The organism is Granulicella arctica, from assembly GCF_025685605.1.
Lineage (GTDB): Bacteria > Acidobacteriota > Terriglobia > Terriglobales > Acidobacteriaceae > Edaphobacter > Edaphobacter arcticus.
Window position 1 is genome coordinate 3,243,486 of sequence record NZ_JAGTUT010000001.1, and the last position, 21,746, is coordinate 3,265,231.

A 21,746-nucleotide genomic window follows, 5' to 3' on the forward strand; every position below is an offset into this window, starting at 1 on the left:
ATCCTTATGTTTTTGTTGTCGAAGCTTGGTGGGGTCTCAGGTCTCTTTACAGAGGATGTAGCGAGGATACGGGAGTTTTTGCTCGATCGCGGCATACCTGCCGGCTCATTGGCGGCGCTGACCCACTTTTCCGGTCGATTGGCGATCGACCCGTCCTTCCAACGGGATGTCACGTCGCTCGTCCAGGTGGTGATCCGGCGCGAGGATGAGGCGGTCGATTACATGGACCTGCTTGGCATTCTCGTCGTCGCCGCCGCAGGGGCTGGGCCATTCCATGCCAGCGACGAACAGGAAGAGTCGGTCAGGGAAATTCTCCGGTTCCTTACGCAGATTCGCCGACCCACCGGTGCCGTGGGGCCGGTGTTCGTGCGGTCTCAGAATGTGATTCCCGTTGTCGTTGCGGCCGAAGCTCTTCCTGGCGAGCGCGCCGCGATGCCGGTTCCTGGGAGCCACGATGTGCCAGTCCGTCCAGTCTCATCCGTGCCCTTCTACCGGTTAGAGGATCTGGAACCTTCGCGGGGGCGGGGAGCGGCGGTCTGGATTGCGGGCGCAATGGCGTTGGCAGTTGCCTTGGGGTCGGGATGGATGCTCTATCACAAGGGCCATGCTGCACCTCAGACTACGGCAGTGCTGCAGATCGTACCCTCTCCGAATTTGCCTGTACATGATAGTAACGAGCGGACGACGGAGCCGGTGAGACGTGTTCAGAGATCCCGGGCGCCTGTGATCCGGAGGCCCGCGCCGACTGCTGGACGTTCTGGCGCTCTTCCAGGTAAACCCCGCACGGCGGAAGACGCGTCGACTGTCGGCTCTCAGCGACCGCTGGATGCGGGCCGGAGCTTTCCGCCTGCGAATTCAGCTTCGCCTGCTAAACCTGATGTTATTGCTGGGAGTGCTCCTGTCACCAGGCCGTTGAACGCGGGGCCTGAGAGTGCTGCGACGAGTACACCACCCGTGAACACTGCGACTTCCAGTGCGCCGAGTGTTCGCCGCCGTTTACCGAAGTCAATCATGCTGAATCCACCTCCTCCGCGCTTGTCGGCTGAACGTCTCAACGCGGCGGCTCCGGGGGTTGTGCATCCAGCTTCACTCGGCATGATGGCGTCGAACCTGATTTCGAGCCCGGCGCCAGCTTACCCTGCCGCGGCGTCCCAGGCACTGGTGCAAGGCGAGGTCAGGGTGCGAGCGGTTGTCGATCGTGACGGCAATGTGATTGACGCACGCGTGGTGAGCGGTCCGGAGTTGCTACGAGACGTTTCGCTCGAGGCCGTTCAGCGCTGGCGTTTTCGACCCTACATGCAAGGCGGTAAGCCGGTTGAGGTTGCTACCACGGCGATTCTGGATTTTGAACTGCCCTGAGGCGACTTAAGCCTGGTGCATATTTCCTGATGTTTATTCGAGAGTAAGTATTTTTTTGGGAAGAGGCCAGTAGGCGCAAGTAAACGCGGCTGGATGGCAAACAGGAAGTCAGCGGCAAGTGCTAGGGCGAATGCGGGATCTCTTTCGACATCTCCCCCGAGTCGGGAGATGGGCAGACGAAGCTTGCTATCCCGCAACTGGCTTCGGCGTTTCGCTTTCGGCTGCTTGAAGAGGTTGTTTCCCAAAACACCGTTTTCTACTTGAAAACAATGTGGGCTATGTTGGCTGAGCGTCTTCGCGTGGAGGCATCGGCCTCGGACTCCTCGGACTTGTACCGGTCAGCCGTTTTCTATCCGCGCTTTCATGTCCAGAAAAGCGGCCACCACGAGTCTCCTCAGCGGTGCGGCGTCGAAGGTCGTCCCAGGTCTCAGCTTCACATGCCGCATGAACTTGCCATTTCCCTGCAACAGACATGCTGGATCCGGCAGCGCTGATCCCTGAAAAAAACCTACGTTGACGTGGGAAGTAAATACATTCATGGAAGCAAAGGGCGCGTCGTTGAGACACGCAACCGGACAACCATCATGCAAAAGCTCCCGGACTTCGTCTCCGCACTGACGCATCAACTGAAACCACTCACGCGCAGTATCACCCAGTACGCCCCCATGCGTGTTCATCCATGCATCGATGGCGGGGTCGTGTTCGAGCGTACCGTCTAAGCGGAAGAGTTTTCTCTCCATCATCGTCGCACTGTGCCTTCGCGATCTCTGCCGGAAGACATCGATAGTTCTACTCAAACGTTCCGCTCTTGACAAGATTTCAGGGATTCGCCTCTTACGTTCGTCGTTCCTCTTCGAAAGTCGGGGTTTCGGCAATCACGGCTTGTTGATGTCTGGGCTGCACGCAACGCACGAAACCAGGTCCTCACCTGGCGCATACCAAGATGACCCTTCTTGCTCAGGATGAGGAAGAGCAGACCGCTCGATCCGGTCATAGATGATGTGGCGGCGTCCGAACGATTTGCACAAAATTGGCCCTTGGGAAAGTACGAGACCCGTAATTTCCGAGAACCGTTTTCCAGGAATGAGGGGGATTACTGGTGACAAGCCGACTTGTCAGGATCAAAGATCCAGCTCATAGAGGAGGCTTTCACATGTATGGCGAGCTACATGTGCGCTTGACGAACCCTATGTAGTTTTCTACATTAACCGTCTGGTAAACCGTCCCACGCTATAGCTACCAACACAAGGTCTCTCATGAAACTGCTATCGAAGCTGATTCTGCTGGTCAGTTGCGCACTTGGAATCGCGATCTCCATCACCGGATGCCGCCACCAAGCACAGGACATCACCGGCAACTGGCAGGGAACCATTACGCCACCACAGGGAAGACCGCAACGGATGATTCTCCAGGTGATGCGCGATGACCATGGAGATCTGAGAGCAAGAATCTACAGCATCGATCAAGGACCTACGGGCGACTGGGCAGATTCGTTCAGCGTGCAGAACTCCGCCGTAAAATTTTTCGTCGGTATGGTTGGACTCACATATGAAGGCACCCTGAATCCGGACCATGACACCATTACCGGTATATGGATTCAGAGGGGACGCACTCCATTCACTTTCCAGAAAGCCACCAGCAAGACCGCGTGGTCCATTCCGTCCGATCCTGTCTCGCACCATGTGGAGTTCGTCACGGTCCAATCCGGTGTAAAGCTAGAAGTGCTTGACTGGGGTGGCACCGGTCTGCCTCTCATTTTTGTACCCGCGATGGGCGACACGGCGCATGCCTTCGAGAGCTTCGCACCAAAGTTTGTCGGCAGGTACCATGTCTACGGCATCACGCCTCGCGGTTTCGGCGAGTCGAGCTACCCTACCCCCAACCGCGAGAACTATGCTGCGGATCGCCTCGGTGATGACGTTCTCACCGTTATGTCTACTCTGAACATCAACAAACCTGTTCTCATCAGCCACTCTATTGGCGGTGAAATCCTCAGTTCTCTTGGGAGTCGTTATCCCGCTAGAGTTCGGGGCCTTATCTACATGGAATCCAGTGGCTACTATATGCACTACGATGCTGCGCTTGGCGATACGCAGCTTGATCTGCTCGATGCCCAAGATAAGATCGAGAGCATCCTGCCATATGACCCCACCGCTCCAAAGGAGTCCGTCGAGAAGTTGCTTGCGTCACTTCCTCAACTAGAGAAAGATTTGAGGGCCGAGTTGCAAATGAAGCAGGACATCCCTCCGCAACCTCAAGACTCTTCTTTACCGCCCCCGCCTCCCAGTGCCTTTTCCGCCACATTCAACGGCGAACAGAAATATATGAAGATTCCAGTGCCGATCCTCGCTTTCTTCGCGGTGCCGCACGATGAAACACTCCCTGCCGATCCCGCCCATCACGCTGCGGCCATCGCTTTTGAACTCAAGCGAAGCACCGACATGGCGAATGCATTCGAGAAAGACGTCCCATCGGCAAAGGTAGTCCGGCTACCAAACGCAAATCACTATATCTTTCGCACCAACGAAGCAGAGGTACTACGTGACATGAACGACTTTCTCGACAAGCTGCCGTGAACCGATAACTCCAAATCCACATATTGCTACCGAGAAACGCTCTTCTGGTGAGAGATGTCCCTGAATCCCGCAAAGTCGGTGGTTTCGGCAACTTAGTTTTTGAAGTTTCCGAATACGCCGTTTGGAGGCAGTTGCGCCGTCACACGTTGAGCGGTCGCCTTATGGGTCGCCGAATCGATTCAATTGCAAGACCGACTAGAGCATACGTCAGGGCATTGGCTAAAATGACCACGAAGATACTCAGAGGATGTGGACGAGCTATTGCGATCGGGCAAGTTAGATCGAGTAAAACAGACACAAATCCTCGCTGCTCCCCCTGTACGGTGAAGAGATACATTGACCAGAGACCCACAACAAGGCCGCCTACTACTGTCCAGATTGCGATTCGACCCTTCATGTTGTCACCTCAGCGTCCACACTACTCCCTAACTACTCCGCTGAAATATCTCCGTGCGGTGGTCGTTTTGTTATTTAGCTTCTGAAACTCCAGCAAAGGCACAGTTTTCGGCAAGTTCACACTTTGTGTCTCATCGAGTCGTCCTGGATATCCTGGGTTCGCTGAAGGAAGACAGACGCAGATTCCCTGCTGGAACGACAAAGAGAGTTAGGGCTAAGGTGCTCTGTCTGTTTGCTGATCGTCAGGCCCAGTCGGCTTGTTCTTCGGGGGTTAGTGGGATGGGGAGGGTTTTGCCCTGGGCTCCGGAGGCGAAGGAGGTTTCGAGGATGGCCATCACGGCTACGGCGTCGTGGGTGGAGATGGCTGGGGGTTGGTGGGTGAGGATGGCGTCGCGGATGTCGACGTAGTAGCCCTGCTGGTTGGCGGGTGGGGCGGGGATGAGGGTGCGGGTGCCGGTGGCTCCGTCGATGAGGATGCTTTGGTCGGGGTCGACGCCGAACGCGGGGTCGTTAGGGGAGAGGCCAGCTTTGAGCTGATCCTCCTGCACGTCCAAGCCGTATTTCATCCAGCTGCCGAGGGTGCCGTGGACCGTGGTGCGGGGGCCGGTTCCGGCGGCGAGCAGGGTGGCGTGGAGGATGACGCGGAGGTTTGGGTAGAGGAGTTGGATGTGGGCCCAGTCCTCGGTCTGGCCGGGTTGGCCGTCGGGGGTGCGGCGGAGGGTGGCGAAGCTGGCGTTAACGGCGGTGGGGAGTCCGAAGAGAAAGAGGGTCTGGTCGATGAGGTGGGGGCCGAGGTCGAACCAGAGGCCGGCACCGGGGCCGGCGTCCTCGCGCCAGCGTTGGCGGATGATGGGGCGGAAGCGGTCCATGTGGCACTCGTAGTGGGAGACTTCGCCTAAGACGCCGGAGGCGAGGATGGATTGTGTGGCGAGGATTTCGCTGTCCCAGCGGCGATTGTGGAAGACGGAGAGGAGGCGGTTGTGCTGCTTTGCGATCTCGGCGAGGGAGCGAGCTTCAGCCAGAGTGACGGTGAAGGGCTTGTCGAGGACGACGTCTTTACCGGCGCGGAGAGCGGTTGCGGCGAGGGGATAGTGCGAGGTGTTTGGGGTGGCGATGACGACGAGGTCGACGTCGGGGTGGGTCGGGACCTCGTCAGGGGTGCAGACATTGGCTTCGGGGATCGATGCGTGGACGGCTTCGGGCTTGCTTGAGCCGACTACGGTGAGGGCGAAGCCGGGAATGGAGCGGATGAGGGGAGCGTGGAGGGTCTTGCCGGCGTAACCGTAGCCGATCAGGCCTACTCGAATCGTGCGACTGGGTGCGGTCATGAATTCAGAGTAAGCCCTGATGGGCTGAAGGTGTGAACCGGTTTAGAAGGCATTCTTGAGTTCGTTGGAGAGAGTGCCAACGGGGTTTGTGGTGGCTTGTTTCACGATGGTGCCGAGGGACTCGCCGCGACGGTACATGAGGTAGGCTGCTGCTGCACCGGAGAGGATGGTTCCCCAGAAGAATAGTCGTTTCATGGCTGCTCCTTGAAGGTGAATCTGGAAGCACGTCTCGGGAGAGAGCGTGTCTATTTTCCGTTGGATGCAGGTTTATCGGATGCTTGATACGAAGAATATGGCGAGGATTACGGTCACAACTCGGGCTGCGGGATCGTCATCCGAGGAGATATGAGTGATTTGTTGCTAACCCATTTTCAGAGTGCTGCCCTTGATCTTCCTAACCGCGTCTGCATGGCGCCGATGACACGAGGGCGGGCGGATAATCCGGGCCACGTTCCGCCTGAACTTGAGGTGGAGTACTACACGCAGCGGGCTACGGCGGGGCTGTTGATTACGGAAGGAACGCACATCAGCCCGCGGGCGAACGGCTGGGAGAATGTTCCCGGGATCTATACGCCGGAACAGGTGGCAGGATGGCGGAAGGTTACGGATTCCGTGCACAAGGCGGGCGGGCGAATTTTCTGCCAGCTTTGGCACCAGGGGCGGATTTCGCATCCGGATCTGCTGGGCGGGGAGTTGCCGCTGGCTCCGTCGGCGATGACGGCCAAGGGCGTGAATGCGTATCTGCGGGGTGGGTATGTGCCGTCACCGGTGCCGCAGGCGGCTTCACTGGACGAGGTGCATGGGATGATTGGCGAGTTCCGTCATGCGGCGAAGTGTGCGGCTGAGGCGGGGTTCGATGGGGTGGAGATCCATGGGGCGAACGGGTACCTGGTGAATCAGTTCCTATCGGGGCAATCGAACCAGCGGACGGATGAGTATGGCGGGACGATCGAGAACAAGGCGCGGTTTCTGTTTGAGGTGCTGGATGCTGTCGGCGAGGTGCTCCCAGCGGGGAGGATTGCGCTGCGGCTATCGCCTTCTATGAACGATATGCAGGGGATCACGATCGATCCGGAGTTGAACGCTACGTTCGATTATCTTGTGCCGAAGCTGAGCCGGTATGGGCTGGCGTATCTACACTTCCTCAACCCGATGAAGCCGGTGGATGATGTGCCGTGGGCGGTAGCGGATGTGGCGAAGCACTATCGGCCGATGTATGAGGGGACGCTGATGATCAACAGCGGATTCAATTTTGAGAGTGGGAACAAGGTGATTGCGGATGGGTTCGCGGACCTGGTCTCGTTTGGGCGACCGTTCATTGCTAACCCCGACCTGGTGAGCCGCTTCCGAAGTGGGAAGAAGCTGGCGGAAGGGGATAAGGAGACGTTCTACACGCCGGGTGCGGAGGGGTATACGACCTACCCCTCCGCTTCGTAGCGATTACTTGAGGGCTGATTCGATTGCGGCGATGACCTCGGGTGAGTCCGGGGTCGTGGCCGGCTCGAAGCGGGTGATGGGTGAGCCGTTGCGGGCGATGAGGAACTTGGTGAAGTTCCACTTGATGTCGCCGCCGATGGTGGGGTTTGCGGTCTTGTCGGTGAGGTACTGGTAGAGCGGGGTCTTGTCTGCGCCGAGCACGGAGACCTTCGACATGATGGGGAAGGTGACGTGATATTTGCGGTTGCAGAAGGTCTTGATCTCGGCGTCGGTCCCTGACTCCTGGTTGGCGAAGTTGTTGGCGGGAATGCCGACGACGACGAGGCCGCGATCCTTGTACTTCTCATAAACGGACTCGAGCGCGGTGTATTGCGGGGTATAACCGCAGGCGCTGGCGACGTTGACGAGGAGGAGAACCTTGCCCTGATACCTGGCGAGTGTGGTGGGATCGCCGTCGATGGTTTTGAGCTTGTAGGTGTAGACCTGCTTGACTGAACCGGCGATGGCAGCGGTAGTTATGCAGAGGAGAAGGGTAAGACAGAACTTGCGCACGAGAGCCTCCAGTGAAGGATTAACTGTAGCAGGAGGGTGTTACGCGGTGGTGATGAGCTTGCAGAGATGGAAGAGGCGTTTTGCCTGAGCGACGTCGAGGCCGATTTGCGCTTTGAGGGCTTCGGGATTGGGCCAGCGGATCTCCGGGCGGAGACGCTTGAGGAAGGTCAGGCGGAGGGGCGTGGCTTCGTCGAGGGCGATGGGGTGAAAGTTGAGGAGGTGGGACTCTACGGTGAAGGAGTCGGCACCGAAGGTGGGGCGGTTGCCGATGTTGGTGACGGCTTCGAAGAGTTCTGTTCCGACCTGGAGGGTGGTGACGTAGACGCCATTGGCGGGGAGGAGTTCCGGGTACGGGGCGAGATTGATGGTGGGGACGGTGAAGCGGGTGCCGTAGCCGCGACCGGGGGCGGGTGTGCTGTCGATGGAGAAGGGGCGGCCGAGGAGCGCGCGGACCGATGCTACTTCGCCTGCGGCGATGAGTTTGCGGATGCGGCTTGAGGAGACAACCTGTTGGCGGAGGATCTGCGGGGCGAAGACGCGGACCTTGAAGTCGAACTCGGCGCCTAGCTGCTGGAGGCCGTCGATGCCGGACTCGGCCTGATAGCCGAAGCGGAAGTTTTCACCCTCGTGGACCTCGGTGGCGCGGGCTGCCTGCTTGAGGACGGTGTCGGCGAAGGTGCGAGCGGAGAGGCGGGAGAAGGTGTCGTCGAAGGGGAGGACGAGGGTGGCGTCGATGCCGGTGGCTGCGAGGAGTTCGAGCTTGCGAGAGAGTGGGGTGATGAGGGCAGGCGGCGCTTCGGGACGAAGGACGCGGGCCGGGTGCGGGTCGAAGGTGATGGCGAGGGATCTCTGATTGAGGGTGCGAGCGCGGGCGATGACCTCTGCGATGACCCAGCAGTGGCCACGGTGGACGCCGTCGAAGTTGCCGATGGTGGCGATGGTGGGGCCGTAGTCCGCGAGTTCTGCGAGGGTGTGGAAGATTTTCATATCAGGCGATCTCGAAGGTGAGTTGGAGGCCGTCGTAGGCGAGGCGGATGTTGGGCGGAAGGATGGCGTTGGTGGCTTCGTGATCGAGGTCGTGACTCATGTGGGTGAAGAAGGCGCGTTTGGGCTTGAGCTGTTCGACGAAGGCTATGGATTTGTCGAGGTGTGAGTGGCTGAAGTGCGGATCGCGACGGAGCGCGTCGATGATGAGGATGTCTAAATCCTGGAGGAGGGGAATGCTCTCCAGCGGAAGGTCGCTCATGTCGGTGAGGTAGGCGGCGGTTCCGAAACGATAGCCGGTAGTGTGAAGGCGCCCGTGGAGGAGAGGGATGCGCTGGAAGAAGGCTCCAAAGAGCGGGACACCGGCGCCGGGGGTGAGGTCGAGGCGGTGGATCTCGACGCGGGCGCTGGTGGAGTTGCGATGCTCGGACTTGAAGGTGTAGTTGAAGATGCGCTCGAGGCCCAGGGCGGTGGAGTCGTCGGCGTAGAGGGGCAGGTTTTCCTTGAGGAGAAAGGAGAGGGGACGAAGGTCATCCATGCCGAGGACGTGATCGGCGTGGCCGTGGGTGTAGAAGACGGCGTCGACGCGGCGGATGTTTTCGCGGAGGGCCTGGGCGTGGAAGTCGGGGCCGGTGTCGATGAGGACGGTGTGGTGGTCGTACTCGATGCGGATGGAGGGTCGGGTGCGGCGATTATGGGGGTCGGTGGAGGTGCAGACGGCGCAGGTGCAGCCGAGGGTGGGAACGCCCATGGAGGTGCCGGTGCCGAGGAAGGTGAGGGTGGCCTGCATGGGTGGGTTAGGGACTCTCGGCGGGAAGCCGTCTGTATCGATGTGGGTAGTGGCACGGATTAGACCATGCCACTCCGGGGTTTCGATTTGCTGGCAGAGTTTAGCGGACGATGCTGGGGCCGCTTTGACCGGGGCGACCAGGGGTTCCCTGGGCTTTGGACGCGGCAGAGCGGGAGAGAGCCTGGGTCACTTCGAGGAAGGCTACGCGCAGCTCGAAGATGGCGCTTTCGAGGAGGCGGGTTTCGGCCTCGGAGAGATTGTTAGCGGTCTTATCTTCGAGGACGGCGAGCATGTCGATGCTCTGGCGGGCTCCCATGAGGTCGACGCGCGGCTGCTCGCCTTCGGGGGTGTTGCCGCCGAGCTGCATGACGGCCGTCATGTAGACGGACTGGACGAGGCCGTCGAAGGTCATCTGGGGGAGATGGTCCATGCCGGGGTTGGCGGCGCGAATGGCTACGTCGAGGCGATCGGCGGTCTGCTCGTAGGCGAACTTGGCCTGGCTAGTCTGCTCGGGGGTGAGGGCGGGCGGCAGATCTTCCTGCTGATCGGTGGCTGGCGGCTCGACGCCGGGGGTGTCATCGGCTGCGGAGATCGGTGTCGGTGCGGCGACGGGCTCGGGACCAGAGGGGATGGCGTGCTCAGGGCGGGGCTCACGCTCGGGGGAGGGGTCAGCGTCGGGGCGGGGTTCGCCGTCGAGGGTGAACTTGCGGCGGTCGGTGACGACGAAGGGCTTATTTTGCTCGGACATGGCGTCTCTTTTCAATGTGTCTTGGAACTGGGATGCGGTTTACAGAGCAACAGCGCGGCAAAGCGCCGACCCTTCGGCCTTGCTCAGGATGACAGATTTACAGGAAGCGTGATGGCTTGAATTTCGATACCGGCGCAGGTGAGGGCGGCGTTACGGTCGAGGGCTTCGCGGCGAATATAGCCGAGGCCGAGGTGCTGGATGCCGGTTGGGAGCGAGATGGCGGCGATGCTGGTGAGTTCGCCTACGGGCTTGCCGTCGGCCTCGATGGGGGTGCCCGGAGCGGCGGTTCCGGCGAGACGAAAGCCTGTGAAGGTACGGTGGACGTTGCCGCGGGAGCGGATGCGCTCGACGATCTCCTGACCGAGGTAGCAGCCCTTGGCGAAGTGAAGGGCGCGGGTCTGGGCGGTCTCCTGGGGGAGCTCTTTGGCTGTCTCGGTGTTGCGAATGTCGGTGCCGTAAAGGGGTGTGCCTTCGAGGATGCGGAGGGACTCGAGTGCTTCGGGAGTTGCGGTGTCTGCGCCTGCGTTGGTGAGGGCGGCGGTAAGGGATTCGGCGGTGGCGTCGTCGGTCCAGAGTTCAAAGCGCGGAACGACAGGGCCATGAGTGCCGACGAGGACGACGGCAGATTCATGCCAACGTACGCTTTGAAGCGACAGAGCGCCGGGAACTTCAAGGCCGAGCTGGGCTAGAAGCTCAGGAGCTTTCGGGCCAACCAGGGCAACGCCGGTGAGGGTTGCGGTGATGTCGGTGAGCTCGACGTCGTCCATGATGATGAAGCGGTCGAGGGTGGCGGCGAGGCCTGGGATCTGGGTGCGGTCGGTCTGGAGGAGGATGCTCTCTGGCTGGGCGAAGGCGTAGGCGGTGCCCTGGATGCGGCCCTGGGCGGAGAGGATGAAGTTGTAGTTACCTTCGCCGGGCTTGAGCTCCTGAATGGAGTTGGTGACCATGCCGTTGAGCCAGCGGACGCGGTCTTCGCCGGTCACGCTGATCCAGCCCAGGTGGTTGAGCGGGGCGACGCCAGCGCCGTATAGCAGGGTTTGAAGCTGCGCCTCCTGTGAGGCGGGGACGGCGTCGGATTTGATTTCTGCGGTCAGGCTCATAGCGGACGAGGGTGCAAGTTCTGCGTACACTTGATTATAGCGAGGTCTTCGGTGGGGTCTGGTGTGTCGGGTAGCGGTGTGTGGATGCGGGTGGTGGCGGGCGCGGCGTTGGCTACTACGGGAATGATTGCGTTTGGGCAGGCGGCTCCCGCGGATGCGAAGCCAAAGGTAGAGCCGCGGATTACGAAGGAGCAGGCTAAGGAGCTATTCCGGTCTGTGGATGAGATTCTTGCGTTCGTGAGTACCGATACCAAGCTGCCGATCGAGCACCCGGTGAAGCGAGTGATGATCTCGCGGGATCAGGTGAACAAGTACCTGACGCAAAAGTTTAATGAGGATGAGGGAACGAAGCGGCTGGAGCGGTCGGAGATTGTGCTGAAGAAGTTTGGGCTGCTGGACCGGGACTTTCACCTTGGGCCGTTCCTGGTGACGCTGCTGACGGAGCAGATCGCGGGCTTCTACGACAACAAGACGAAGACTGTGAACCTGCTGGATTGGATACAGCCGGAGGAGCAGAAGCCGGTGCTGGCGCACGAACTGACGCATGCGCTGCAGGACCAGAAGGTTGGGCTGACGAAGTGGTCTGAGGCGAGCGAGCACGGGGTGGCGAAGAACTCGCAGGAGGATACGAAGCATATCCAGACGGACGAGGCGGAGACGGCGCGCGAGGCGGTAGCGGAGGGACAGGCGATGGTGAGCTTTGTCGACTACACGCTGAAGCCTGCGGGAAAGACGCTGCTCGATGCTCCAGAGCTGGCGGATCGTTTTAAGGAGGCGGCTGCGGATACAAGTGGGTCGCCGGTGCTGGCGCGGGCTCCGCTGCTGCTGCAGGAGTCGCTGCTGTTTCCGTATAGCGAGGGATTGAGCTTCGAAGAGGCGGTGATGGTGAAGGCGGGACGTGAGGCGGCGTTTGCGGGCGTGCTGGCGAATCCACCCTCGTCGAGCTTTGAGATTATGCATCCTGCGGCGTACCTGGGCCATGTGCCGGTGCCGACGCTGCGGCTGCCGGACATTCATCCGCTGCTGGATGCGGAGTACACGCCGTATGACGTGGGCGTGATGGGCGAACTGGATGTGAAGATGCTGACGGAGTTGTTTGCGGGGCATGAGGTTTCGGCTGCGATTACGCCTGCGTGGGACGGTGGCATCTACTTTGCGGCGCAGAAGAAGTCTGCTGTGACGGCCGCGGAGAAGGAGTCGACGGCTTCGCTGGGTTTGCTGTACTACTCGCGGTGGAAGAGTGCGAAGGCTGCGCAGGCGTTTATGCAGGTATATGCGGGACAGTTGGCGCGGAAGTACTCGGGCGTGGTTCGTCGCAATAAGGATGAGGCAGACGCGGGAGAGCAAATTTACTCGACCAATGAGGGCGATGTGCTGCTGTCGATTACGGGCGAGGGCGTTTTCATCGGTGAGGGATTTCCGCTCGCGCTGTCGCGGACGCTGCGGGATAAGGTTGCGGGAGCGCAGTCGAGTGGACCGCTCCAGCTGGCTGCCGTGCCGATGCGTGAGCCTGCGATGGGACTGGTGCAGATGATGGGATCGTTTGGGATGATGAAGGTTGCGGTTCGTTGAACGATATACTTTTCGTGGACAAAGCTGGTTGAGTTTCAAGGAGATTGCGTTGCAGAAGGCAGAGATTGGCATTATCGGCGGCAGCGGTTTGTATGCGATGCCCGGGCTTGAGAATATTCGTGAAGAGCGCATTGAGACACCGTTTGGTGAACCATCGGATGCGTTTGTGCTTGGTGATCTTGAGGGTCGCAAGGTGGCGTTTCTTGCGCGGCATGGACGTGGACATAAGCTGCTGCCTTCGGAGCTAAATTTCCGGGCTAACATTTACGGGATGAAGGTGCTCGGTGTGGAGCGGATTCTTTCTGCGTCGGCCGTTGGATCGTTGAAGGAAGAGCACAAGCCTACAGACTTCGTGATGCCAGACCAGTTTATTGACCGTACCTATGCGCGGATCTCAACCTTCTTTGGAGATGGGATTGTGGCGCATGTTGGATTTGGCGATCCGGTGTGCGGGACGATCGTGAAGACGTTCGCAACGGCCTGTGAGACGGTGGGCGTGGTCGGCAAAAGCGGCGGGACGTATGTGTGTATGGAAGGGCCGCAGTTTTCTACGCGTGCTGAATCGAACCTCTACCGCAGTTGGGGTGCGGACGTGATTGGCATGACGAACCTGCAGGAGGCCAAGCTGGCCCGCGAGGCGGAGATCTGCTACGCGACGATGGCGATGGTGACGGACTATGACTGCTGGCGCGAGGGGCATGACGACGTGACGGTCGACCAGGTGGTGGCGGTCCTGCATCAGAATGCTGAGAACGCGGCGAAGGTTGTGAAAGCGGCGGTTGCGGGAATGCCGACGGAGCGTACGTGTGCGTGCGCTTCAGCGATGAAATATGCAGTGTTGACCGATCCGAAGGCTATACCTGCGGCTACTCGGGAGAAGCTGTCGCTGCTCCTTGGGAAGTATCTGTAGCGGTATTGGTTACAAGTGTTCACGCAACGAAAATTTGAAGTTCCGCGACGCGGGGAAGACGGTTTGATGGCGATTCTGGTGGTTGGTTCGGTGGCGTTCGACAGCATTGAGACGCCGCATGGCAAGGTGGATCATGTTCTTGGGGGGGCGGCTACGCACTTCTCACTGGCCGCAAGCTTCTTTACCGACGTGCGCGTGATCGGGGTGGTCGGCGAGGACTTTACGCCAGCCGACGAGGCTGTGATGACGCGGCGTGGAGTCAACACACTTGGCATTGAGCATGCTGCCGGGTTGAGCTTTCATTGGACGGGCGAGTACTCGGGCAGCTTGAATGAGGCGAAGACGCTGGGTACGGACCTGAATGTCTTTGCTACGTTCGAGCCGAAGATTCCGTCGGCTTACCAGGATAGTGAGTACCTGTTTCTGGCGAACATCGACCCCGTGTTGCAGGCGCGTGTGCGGAAGCAGATGCCGGGCGTGAAGATGGTCTGCGGCGATACGATGAACTACTGGATTGCGGATCATGGCGCGAATCTTGCGGTGGTGTTGCGCGAGTTGGATGTGCTACTGATCAATGATGGCGAGGCGCGGATGTTGTCGGGTGAGCAGAACCCGGTGAAGGCGGCGCACGCTGTGATGGCGATGGGACCGAAGGCGCTGGTGGTGAAGCATGGCGAATACGGGGCTACGGCGTTCTTCAGCGATCGGGCGTTTGCTGGTGTCGAGAGCGTGACGGTGCCGTTCCGTGCACCAGCGCTGCCGATGTCGGAGGTGGTTGATCCAACGGGTGCTGGTGATTCGTTTGCGGGCGGGTTCTATGGGTACATTGCTTCGCAGCCCAAGCTGACACCTACCGTGTTTCGGACGGCGATGTTTTATGGCGGCGTGATGGGTTCATTCGCGGTCGAGAAGTTTGGCACGGAACGGCTGCAGGCGCTGACGCGTGAAGAGATCGAGGAGCGCTTCCGGCTCTTCCGGGAGATGTCGCATCTTGAAGCCTCGGTCGCCTAGAACGGGTCGACGGGTGCTTTCGACTGCACCCGATCGTGCTGGTGTGGTGGTGCACGATCCTAATGTAGTGCGACCGGCTACGCGCGAGGAGACGTTTCCGATTGCGCTGGGTGCGGTGGTGCTTTCGTTTCTGGCGTTGATTATTTGCTACTCGCACGGTTACTTGTTGCTGTATGGCGATGCGGTGGCGCACCTGGGGATTGCGCGTAAGATTCTGGATTCGCGCAATCCCGGGTTGGCGCAGCTTGGTGGTGTGTGGCTGCCGCTGCCGCATCTGTTGATCGTTCCGTTCGTGCAAAAGATGATCTGGTGGCAGAACGGGCTGGCGGGTGCGTGGCCTTCTCTGCTTTGCTATGTGGCGGGTGTGGCTGGTTTTTATCGGCTTGCACGGCTGATGCTGGTGCCGCGGTGGGCCATCGCGGCTACGGCATTTTATGCGCTGAATCCAAATCTGCTGTACCTTGCGACGACGGCGATGACGGAGCCTTTGTTCCTTGCATTATTGATCTGGATGACGCTGCTGACGGCGGAGTGCTGCGCGGCTATTCGCGCTGGGCGGCATGGTTTTGTTGCGCGACGGCTGATGTGGTTGGGTCTGCTGATTGTGGCGGCTGTATTTACGCGCTATGACGGTTGGATTGCGGGCGCGGTGGTGTGGTGTGTGGTGGCGTGGACGCTGGCGCGGCACCGTGCGGTGTGGGCGAAGGTTCGGCCGGCGTTTGTGTTGATGACGGTGCTGGCGGTGGCGGCTCCGCTGAGCTGGCTTTGGTATAACCAGCATTTTTATCATGATCCACTGGACTTTATGCGTGGTCCTTACTCGGCTGCGGCCATTGAGAAGAAGACCTCGCCTCCGGGTGCGAAGCACTATCGCGGCTGGCATAATCCTGCGTGGGCGCTGCTGTTTTATACGCGCACGGCACAGGTGGATGCGGTGGCCTGGGAGGTCGGGTTTGCGGTGATGGTTGCGGCGCTGGTGGGTCTGTGGAGCGTGATCCGGCGACAGTTACAGATGCCGGTGCTGCTGCTGTGGATGCCACTGCCGTTCTATGTGTATTCAGTGGCGTATGGGTCGGTGCCGATCTTCATTCCGCAGCTTTATCCGCACTCGTTTTATAACGCGCGGTATGGGATGGAGATGCTGCCGGCTTTGGCGCTGTTCTGCTTTGTCGCGATTGCAATGCTTGAGGAACGTATCCGCGGATCGAAGCCGCTTGCTGCTCGTTTGATGGAGCCGGTGGTGCTGGCGCTGATTGCGGCTAATACGATTGCCATGATTTACTTCGTGCCGCTGGTGCTGAAGGAAGGGATCGTCAATGCCACGACCCGCGTGCCATTTGAGGCGGCCATTGCGCGGGAGTTGGAGAAGATGCAGGGGGGCGTGCCGATCCTGATGTCGACGTCCGATCATGTGGGCGCGGTGCAGCAGGCGGGTATTCCGCTGCGGCAGATGTTGAGTGATGCGGATTGGGATACGTGGCATCCTGCGCTGGAAGATCCGGCTGGACACGCTGCGTTTGTGGTGGCAATTGCGGGTGACCCTGTGTCGGCGGCTGTTGCTGCACATCCGGCGCACCTGACGGAACTTACGGTCTTGTGCTCGACTGGGCAGCCGTGTGCGCGGATCTATCAATCGGATATCTACAAGGGCGCTTCTACAGGAAGCATTCGTTGACGCCCTGAGCTGGTGCTAGGCTTCTCATACGATGTTCGTGCCGTCCTCTTTTCACTTTAGCGAGATTGACCAGGAGCTGCTCTCGAGCGGCACGGCGACACGGTTGCTGATGGCGTGCGCGATGGGTGGCCTGATCGGCATTGAACGGGAGTGGCGGCGCAAGGCTTCGGGGCTGCGGACAAATATGCTGCTGTGCCTGGGGTGTGCGTTTTTTACGCTGCTTTCGGCTGTGCTGGCCGGTGAAGGGAATCCGGATAAGGGCCGGGTGGCTGCGAATATTGTGCAGGGGATCGGGTTTCTCGGGGCGGGGCTGATTCTTCATTCGCGCAACCGGGTGCTGGGGCTTACAAGCGCGGCGACGGTTTTTGTGGTGGCCTCGATTGGGATGGCTTGCGGGGCTGGTCTGTACCTTGAGGCCGCGTTGGCAACGGCGATTACGCTGGTGTCGCTACAGGTGATTGGGTTGCTGGAGTACAAGATTGGATGGAAGCGCTACCCGCTGATCTACGAAGTGCGCGGGGCGGATGAGAAGACGATGGTGGCGACCGTTCTGAGTGTGATGGATGCGGCTGGCGAGCGGCTCACCATTGCGGAGCGGGATACAGTGGGTGCGCTGCAACGGATCGTGTTTTATGTGACGGCAGAGCAGAAGAAGCATGAGCGATTGCTGGCGCAACTGCGGGCTGGCGATGCTACCGACCAGGTGGTGGCGTTTCGCGATACTGAAGAGGATGGATAGATGATTTCGTTTGTGAAGGCGCATGCGTGCGGCAATGATTTTCTGGTGATGGACGAGGCGGTTGCGGGGCGAAACCATGCTGCGCTGGCTCGGAAGCTGTGCTCACGAAATACAAGTGTAGGTGCGGATGGTATCGAGTTTCTGGAGCGGCGTGGGAACGGCGAGTTCTTCCTGCGACTGTTCAATGCGGATGGAAGTGAGGCGGAATTGAGCGGGAATGGCACACGGTGTGTCGCGGCCTGGCTGGCGAAGAGCGAAGGCTTAATGGAGGTAGCGCTGGGGACGCATGGCGGGGTGCGGACGTGCCGCGTCATCGAGGCGAGCGATCCGACGTACCTGATTGAGAGTGGGATGGGAGTGCCACGGGTGATGCCGAGGACGATCGTGGTGGAGGGGGTCGGCGAGGTTGCGGGAGCGATGGTAAATGTGGGGAATCCACACTTTGTAATCTTCACCGAGGCTGAGGATTTCAGTGCTCATGGGCTTTCGTGGCAGGAACTTGGGGGGCGGATCAGTACAAGTCCGCTGTTCAAGTTCGGGACGAATGTGGAGTTTGTGCGGGTGGTGTCGGAGGCGAAGATTGCGTTCCGCATCTTTGAGCGTGGGTGTGGTCCGACGACCTCTTCGGGGACGGGGACGTGCGCGTCTTCGGCGGCGGCGATGTCGCTGCGCGGCGTGAATCGGGATCTGACGGCGGTGGCTGAGGGTGGGAAACAGGAGACGGTCTGGACGTCGACTGACGCAGTAATGATGCTGACGGGACCGGCCGAGATTATCTGTACGGGTGAGGTGTTTCCGCTGTGATCGAGGTTGTGAAGGCGAAGGCATTGGGGGTTGGGTCGCGGCTGGCCGTGGTGTCTCCGGCGAGTACACCGAAGCCAGAGTTGGTGGCGGCGGGGATGGAACGGCTTCGCTGGATGGGGTATGAGCCGGTGCTGTTTCCGCATGCGCTGGACCGAGGGCCGCTGTATTACGCGGGGACGCTTGAAGATCGGCTGAGCGATTTGCACGCGGCGTTTGCTGATCCTGCGATCGATGGGATTATCTGCGCGCGGGGCGGGTGGGGGTCGGCGGAGTTGCTGCCGTATCTGGATGCGGGACTGATTCGGGCTAGTCCGAAGGTGTTTATTGGGTATAGCGACCTGACTTCGCTGCAGGGCTGGTTGCGGAATGAGGCTGGGCTGGTGTGTTTTTATGGGCCGATGGTCGCGGCGGATTTCGCTAAATCGGACGGAGAGGATGTGGCGAGCTGGCAGTCCTCGCTTGGAAGTGAGGCAGCGTGGTCGGTGGGGGCTGCGGAGGGGCTGCGCGTGTTGCGTGGAGGGAGTGCGGAGGGGCGTCTTGGTGGAGGATGTCTGTCGATCCTTGTGGAGTCGCTGGGAACGCAGTACGCACCAAAGAGCGGAGACGGGGTCTTGTTTCTGGAGGATATTGGAACGAAGCCTTACCAGTGGGACCGGATGCTGTGTCATCTTCGGCTTGCAGGGGTGCTGGATGGCATATCGGGAATCGTCTTTGGAGACATGCAGCAGTGCGTGGCACCTGAGGAGATGGAGTTGCTGGAGGGGGCGCTTCTTCATGCGTTGCGCGAGTTTGAAGGGCCGATTGCGATCGGGCTGCGGTGTGGGCATGTGGGTCGTGGCAATGTGACGCTGCCGCTGGGGGTGCGGGTGCGGTTGGAGTGTTCGGACGTGCAGAACCCGCGTATGGACTTTCTTGAAGCGGCTGTGAACGGCTAGACTCCATTCTGGAGCTAATGCGGACTTTGAAACATATTCATCTGATTGGGATTTGTGGGACGGCGATGGCGTCGCTGGCGGGGATGCTGCAGGAGCAGGGGCATCGGGTGACGGGGTCGGATACGGCGGCGTATCCGCCGATGAGCGAGATGCTGTCGGGGCTTGGCATCGCGATTCATGAGCCATATGCGGAGGCGAACCTGGAGCCACGACCTGACCTGGTGATCGTTGGGAATGCCATTTCGCGAGGGAATGTCGAGTTGGAGTATGTGCTCGATCAGCGGATTCCCTTTACGTCGATGGCGGCAGTGCTGCATGACGAGTTTCTGCCGGGTCGGGAGTCGCTGGTTGTCGCAGGGACGCACGGAAAGACGACGACCACGAGCATGCTGGCCTGGATCTATGAGGTTGCTTCGCGGACGGATGCGCGATTCGCGCCATCGTTCCTGATTGGCGGGGTGGCGGAGAACTTTGGGACGAGCTTCCGGGTGCGGGCTACGAAGCCGTTTTTGCTAGAGGGCGACGAGTACGACACGGCGTTCTTCGACAAGGGACCGAAGTTCCTGCACTACTTTCCGGATGCGGCTATTTTGACGCATGTGGAGTTCGATCATGCGGATATCTACCCTGATCTTGCGGCGGTTAAGACGGCGTTCAAGCGGCTGGTAAACCTGATTCCGCGGCGCGGACGGCTGGTGGCGTTTGATGGCAGCGAGAATGTGAGCGAGTGCGCGGCAAAGGCTTTTTGCGCGGTGGAGCGGTATGGGTTTGCTGCGGAGTCGTTCTGGCGAGTGTCCGGACTGCGGCATGAGGGTGCCGTGAGCTATTGGCGACTTGATCGAGACGGGCAGCACTTTGCCGATCTCGAAATGCCCATGGCCGGAGAGCACAATGCGCTGAACGCTACGGCTGCGGCGGCGCTGGCGGCAGGGCAGGGAGTGCCGGTCGAGGCGATTGTGGTGGCATTGGCGAGCTTCCGGAGTGTGAAGCGGCGGCTTGAAGTGCGGGCGGAGGTTGGCGGCGTTACGGTCATCGATGACTTTGCGCATCATCCTACGGCGATCCGCGAGACGCTGCGTGCGCTGCGTAGTGCTTACCTTGGGCGACGGCTCTGGGCGGTGCTTGAGCCACGGTCGAATACGCTGCGGCGGAATGTTTTTGAGGCTGATCTGGTAGAGAGCCTGGCGTTGGCCGATAGGACGCTGCTGGCGGCTGTCTTCAAGTCGGAGAGCATTCCCGCTGCGGAGCGGTTACATCCTGAGCATGTGGCGGAGGCGCTGGTGCAGCGGGGCGTGTCGTCGGCCGTGTGTGCAGATGCGGATGAGGTCGTGAGGGTGCTGGTGCCGCAGCTTCTGGCCGGGGACGTGGTGGCGATTCTTTCCAATGGCGGGTTTGGAGGGATCTATACGAAGCTGCCTGCGGCGATTGAGGCGGCTCAGGACGTGCTCTCGGCGCGGTAGACTAAGGCTTGTATGTTTGCTGCCTTGAAGATGCTCGCTGTGTACCTGACGCTTGGACCGATTGCAGGCATCATCGGGATTCCGTATACGTTGGTGGTTGGAGATATCAGCCGGCTTTATCGGGTGGCGATGTGGATTTTGCGCGCAGGAGTGCGGGCGGGCGGGATCACGGTAGAGGTCTCCGGCATGGAGAATGTGCCGGCCGGACAGAGCTGCATCTTTATGAGCAACCATGTCTCGAACCTGGACCCGCCGGTGCTGCTGCCGATGTTGCCGGGACGGAGTTCGGTGCTGCTGAAGAAGGTGCTGACGAAGATCCCGATCCTCGGCTGGGCTATGCTTATGGCGAAGTTTGTGCCGGTGGAGCGCGGGAGCAAGCGAGATTCTGCGCAGGCGAGCGTCGTGGCTGCAGGAGATGCGTTGAAGTCCGGGTTGCATATCCTTGTGTATCCCGAGGGGACACGGTCGCGGGACGGTCGGCTCTCGACCTTCAAGAAGGGGCCGTTCTATCTTGCGCAGCAGACCGGAGCGCCGATTATTCCGGTCGCGATCTCAGGGACCGAGAGGATGATGCGAAAGGGCAGTATTGGAGTGACGCCAGGGCTGGCGCGGGTTCAGATGTTGCCCGCGATTGAACCATCCGACTACAAAAGCCGGGAGGACATTCTTGCGGCTGTCTATGAGGCAATCGCCCATGCCTTGCCCGCTGAGATGCAGCCTGCCGACTATTTGATGAAGGGCTTATAGCCGTCGGAGTCGAGGCGCTTCGCTATCGCCTGCGCTTCTGGTTTGGTGGCGTAGGGGCCGACCTGGACGTGGAAGAAGCTATCCTGCGGCTCTTTGCGGATATAGGCTTTGTAGCCTTTGCGGCTGAGTGCGGCGAGGAGGGCGTCTGCGTCTCCCTGACGCGAGGGCGCGGAGATCTGGACGACAAACTGACCTGCGGCGGCGACCGGTGGATTCACCGGGTTTACAGCCGATGGCGTAGGGCTCGGAAAGGCTACAGGATGCGCCGTCGTCTCTGTTGGCTTGGAGCGCGGAGACGGTGTGGTGTCTGCGACCGGACCCTCTGGCGTTTCAGTATCGGGGTCTGTCACGGGTTTGGGGGCTGGAGGAGTGCTCTGTTTGAAATGGCTGAAGGGTGAGTCGGGTTTAGGTTCCGGCGCAGCGTCCGCCTTGACCTCTGGTGCTATAGGTGCGGCGGCCTGGATGGAGTGGCGGCCCAGCGAGTAGCCGAAGCCGAAGAAGGCGGCGCAGACGAGCGCCAGGGCGAGGAAGATGCCGAGGATGGTGGCTGTGCCGAGGGAGATCTCGCGTTCCCTGTCGTTGCCGTCAGAGTCAAGGCGGTCGTTATCGATATTCACGCGGTA

General features: G+C 60.2%; 21 protein-coding genes. 12 read left to right on the top strand and 9 right to left on the bottom strand.

Translation table 11 applies throughout. The features are described 5' to 3' along the window. The first annotated feature begins 6 nt into the window (after positions 1-6). Positions 7-1,359, top strand: coding sequence for an energy transducer TonB (locus OHL20_RS13850; protein WP_263383765.1), 1,353 nt, complete (start codon positions 7-9; stop codon positions 1,357-1,359). Positions 1,360-1,697: 338 nt separating this feature from the next. On the opposite strand, the gene OHL20_RS13855 is transcribed toward OHL20_RS13850, so the two are convergent. Further along, positions 1,698-2,102: a DUF1801 domain-containing protein gene (locus OHL20_RS13855; protein WP_263383766.1), complete on the bottom strand. Its 405-nt coding sequence runs from the start codon at positions 2,100-2,102 to the stop codon at positions 1,698-1,700. 513 nt (positions 2,103-2,615) lie between these two features. Between OHL20_RS13855 and OHL20_RS13860 the strand changes: the two genes are divergently transcribed. Beyond that, a complete protein-coding gene (locus OHL20_RS13860) occupies positions 2,616-3,935 on the top strand; it encodes an alpha/beta fold hydrolase (protein ID WP_263383767.1) in 1,320 nt (439 codons plus the stop codon). Positions 3,936-4,573: 638 nt separating this feature from the next. Here OHL20_RS13860 and OHL20_RS13865 read toward each other — a convergent pair. Then, positions 4,574-5,659 (bottom strand): oxidoreductase, encoded by a 1,086-nt coding sequence (locus OHL20_RS13865; protein WP_263383768.1) that lies wholly within the window; start codon positions 5,657-5,659, stop codon positions 4,574-4,576. A 42-nt stretch (positions 5,660-5,701) separates the two neighbouring features. Then, on the bottom strand, positions 5,702-5,854 hold the full coding sequence (locus OHL20_RS13870; RefSeq protein WP_263383769.1) for a hypothetical protein: 153 nt from the start codon (positions 5,852-5,854) through the stop codon (positions 5,702-5,704). A 150-nt stretch (positions 5,855-6,004) separates the two neighbouring features. Here OHL20_RS13870 and OHL20_RS13875 point away from each other — a divergent pair, with 150 nt between their 5' ends. After that, positions 6,005-7,096 (top strand): alkene reductase, encoded by a 1,092-nt coding sequence (locus OHL20_RS13875; RefSeq protein ID WP_263383770.1) that lies wholly within the window; start codon positions 6,005-6,007, stop codon positions 7,094-7,096. Between the two features lie 3 nt (positions 7,097-7,099). Here OHL20_RS13875 and OHL20_RS13880 read toward each other — a convergent pair whose 3' ends face one another. The 5 genes from OHL20_RS13880 to ygfZ form a co-directional block, all read right to left on the bottom strand. Next, positions 7,100-7,648, bottom strand: coding sequence for a glutathione peroxidase (locus OHL20_RS13880; protein ID WP_317890961.1), 549 nt, complete (start codon positions 7,646-7,648; stop codon positions 7,100-7,102). A 39-nt stretch (positions 7,649-7,687) separates the two neighbouring features. Then, on the bottom strand, positions 7,688-8,635 hold the full coding sequence (gene ribF, locus OHL20_RS13885) for a riboflavin biosynthesis protein RibF (protein WP_263383771.1): 948 nt from the start codon (positions 8,633-8,635) through the stop codon (positions 7,688-7,690). Position 8,636: 1 nt separating this feature from the next. Further along, positions 8,637-9,422, bottom strand: a complete 786-nt coding sequence (locus OHL20_RS13890; protein ID WP_263383772.1) for an MBL fold metallo-hydrolase — start codon at positions 9,420-9,422, stop codon at positions 8,637-8,639. 100 nt (positions 9,423-9,522) lie between these two features. Beyond that, positions 9,523-10,170, bottom strand: coding sequence for a DUF1844 domain-containing protein (locus OHL20_RS13895; protein WP_263383773.1), 648 nt, complete (start codon positions 10,168-10,170; stop codon positions 9,523-9,525). Between the two features lie 83 nt (positions 10,171-10,253). After that, positions 10,254-11,270 carry a CAF17-like 4Fe-4S cluster assembly/insertion protein YgfZ gene (gene ygfZ, locus OHL20_RS13900; protein ID WP_263383774.1) on the bottom strand — a complete coding sequence of 339 codons (1,017 nt, stop codon included), beginning with the start codon at positions 11,268-11,270 and terminating at the stop codon, positions 10,254-10,256. Positions 11,271-11,321: 51 nt separating this feature from the next. Between ygfZ and OHL20_RS13905 the strand changes: the two genes are divergently transcribed. From OHL20_RS13905 to OHL20_RS13945, 9 genes are all read left to right on the top strand, one after another. Beyond that, complete coding sequence (locus OHL20_RS13905) at positions 11,322-12,842, top strand: hypothetical protein (RefSeq protein WP_263383775.1); 1,521 nt, start codon at positions 11,322-11,324, stop codon at positions 12,840-12,842. A gap of 49 nt (positions 12,843-12,891) precedes the next feature. Beyond that, a complete protein-coding gene (locus OHL20_RS13910) occupies positions 12,892-13,752 on the top strand; it encodes an S-methyl-5'-thioadenosine phosphorylase (protein WP_263383776.1) in 861 nt (286 codons plus the stop codon). A gap of 66 nt (positions 13,753-13,818) precedes the next feature. After that, positions 13,819-14,763: a PfkB family carbohydrate kinase gene (locus OHL20_RS13915; protein WP_263383777.1), complete on the top strand. Its 945-nt coding sequence runs from the start codon at positions 13,819-13,821 to the stop codon at positions 14,761-14,763. Beyond that, positions 14,744-16,438 carry an ArnT family glycosyltransferase gene (locus OHL20_RS13920; protein ID WP_263383778.1) on the top strand — a complete coding sequence of 565 codons (1,695 nt, stop codon included), beginning with the start codon at positions 14,744-14,746 and terminating at the stop codon, positions 16,436-16,438. Before OHL20_RS13915 ends, OHL20_RS13920 begins: the two co-directional genes overlap by 20 nt. 31 nt (positions 16,439-16,469) lie before the next feature. Next, positions 16,470-17,177: an MgtC/SapB family protein gene (locus OHL20_RS13925; RefSeq protein ID WP_263383779.1), complete on the top strand. Its 708-nt coding sequence runs from the start codon at positions 16,470-16,472 to the stop codon at positions 17,175-17,177. Further along, a complete protein-coding gene (gene dapF, locus OHL20_RS13930) occupies positions 17,178-17,981 on the top strand; it encodes a diaminopimelate epimerase (protein WP_263383780.1) in 804 nt (267 codons plus the stop codon). Further along, entirely contained in the window at positions 17,978-18,916 is a 939-nt protein-coding gene (locus tag OHL20_RS13935; protein WP_263383781.1) for a S66 peptidase family protein, read from the top strand. The genes dapF and OHL20_RS13935 overlap by 4 nt, the downstream gene beginning before the upstream one ends. 17 nt (positions 18,917-18,933) lie before the next feature. Then, positions 18,934-20,376, top strand: coding sequence for a UDP-N-acetylmuramate:L-alanyl-gamma-D-glutamyl-meso-diaminopimelate ligase (gene mpl, locus OHL20_RS13940; RefSeq protein ID WP_263383782.1), 1,443 nt, complete (start codon positions 18,934-18,936; stop codon positions 20,374-20,376). 12 nt (positions 20,377-20,388) lie between these two features. Continuing rightward, positions 20,389-21,123, top strand: a complete 735-nt coding sequence (locus OHL20_RS13945) for a lysophospholipid acyltransferase family protein (RefSeq protein WP_263383783.1) — start codon at positions 20,389-20,391, stop codon at positions 21,121-21,123. On the opposite strand, the gene OHL20_RS13950 is transcribed toward OHL20_RS13945, so the two are convergent. Further along, on the bottom strand, positions 21,102-21,740 hold the full coding sequence (locus OHL20_RS13950) for an SPOR domain-containing protein (RefSeq protein WP_263383784.1): 639 nt from the start codon (positions 21,738-21,740) through the stop codon (positions 21,102-21,104). The genes OHL20_RS13945 and OHL20_RS13950 overlap by 22 nt on opposite strands. Between the last annotated feature and the right edge of the window lie 6 nt (positions 21,741-21,746).

What these genes read in the sequence shown, in the direction of transcription:
- OHL20_RS13860 (WP_263383767.1), top strand. Translation starts at nt 2,616, where the DNA reads ATGAAACTGCTATCGAAGCTGATTCTGCTGGTCAGTTGCGCACTTGGA.
- ygfZ (WP_263383774.1), bottom strand. Translation starts at nt 11,270, where the DNA reads ATGAGCCTGACCGCAGAAATCAAATCCGACGCCGTCCCCGCCTCACAG.
- dapF (WP_263383780.1), top strand. Translation starts at nt 17,178, where the DNA reads ATGATTTCGTTTGTGAAGGCGCATGCGTGCGGCAATGATTTTCTGGTG.
- OHL20_RS13945 (WP_263383783.1), top strand. Translation starts at nt 20,389, where the DNA reads ATGTTTGCTGCCTTGAAGATGCTCGCTGTGTACCTGACGCTTGGACCG.
- OHL20_RS13925 (WP_263383779.1), top strand. Translation starts at nt 16,470, where the DNA reads ATGTTCGTGCCGTCCTCTTTTCACTTTAGCGAGATTGACCAGGAGCTG.
- mpl (WP_263383782.1), top strand. Translation starts at nt 18,934, where the DNA reads ATGCGGACTTTGAAACATATTCATCTGATTGGGATTTGTGGGACGGCG.
- OHL20_RS13875 (WP_263383770.1), top strand. Translation starts at nt 6,005, where the DNA reads ATGAGTGATTTGTTGCTAACCCATTTTCAGAGTGCTGCCCTTGATCTT.
- OHL20_RS13870 (WP_263383769.1), bottom strand. Translation starts at nt 5,854, where the DNA reads ATGAAACGACTATTCTTCTGGGGAACCATCCTCTCCGGTGCAGCAGCA.
- OHL20_RS13890 (WP_263383772.1), bottom strand. Translation starts at nt 9,422, where the DNA reads ATGCAGGCCACCCTCACCTTCCTCGGCACCGGCACCTCCATGGGCGTT.
- OHL20_RS13850 (WP_263383765.1), top strand. Translation starts at nt 7, where the DNA reads ATGTTTTTGTTGTCGAAGCTTGGTGGGGTCTCAGGTCTCTTTACAGAG.
- OHL20_RS13915 (WP_263383777.1), top strand. Translation starts at nt 13,819, where the DNA reads ATGGCGATTCTGGTGGTTGGTTCGGTGGCGTTCGACAGCATTGAGACG.
- OHL20_RS13895 (WP_263383773.1), bottom strand. Translation starts at nt 10,170, where the DNA reads ATGTCCGAGCAAAATAAGCCCTTCGTCGTCACCGACCGCCGCAAGTTC.
- ribF (WP_263383771.1), bottom strand. Translation starts at nt 8,635, where the DNA reads ATGAAAATCTTCCACACCCTCGCAGAACTCGCGGACTACGGCCCCACC.
- OHL20_RS13865 (WP_263383768.1), bottom strand. Translation starts at nt 5,659, where the DNA reads ATGACCGCACCCAGTCGCACGATTCGAGTAGGCCTGATCGGCTACGGT.
- OHL20_RS13855 (WP_263383766.1), bottom strand. Translation starts at nt 2,102, where the DNA reads ATGATGGAGAGAAAACTCTTCCGCTTAGACGGTACGCTCGAACACGAC.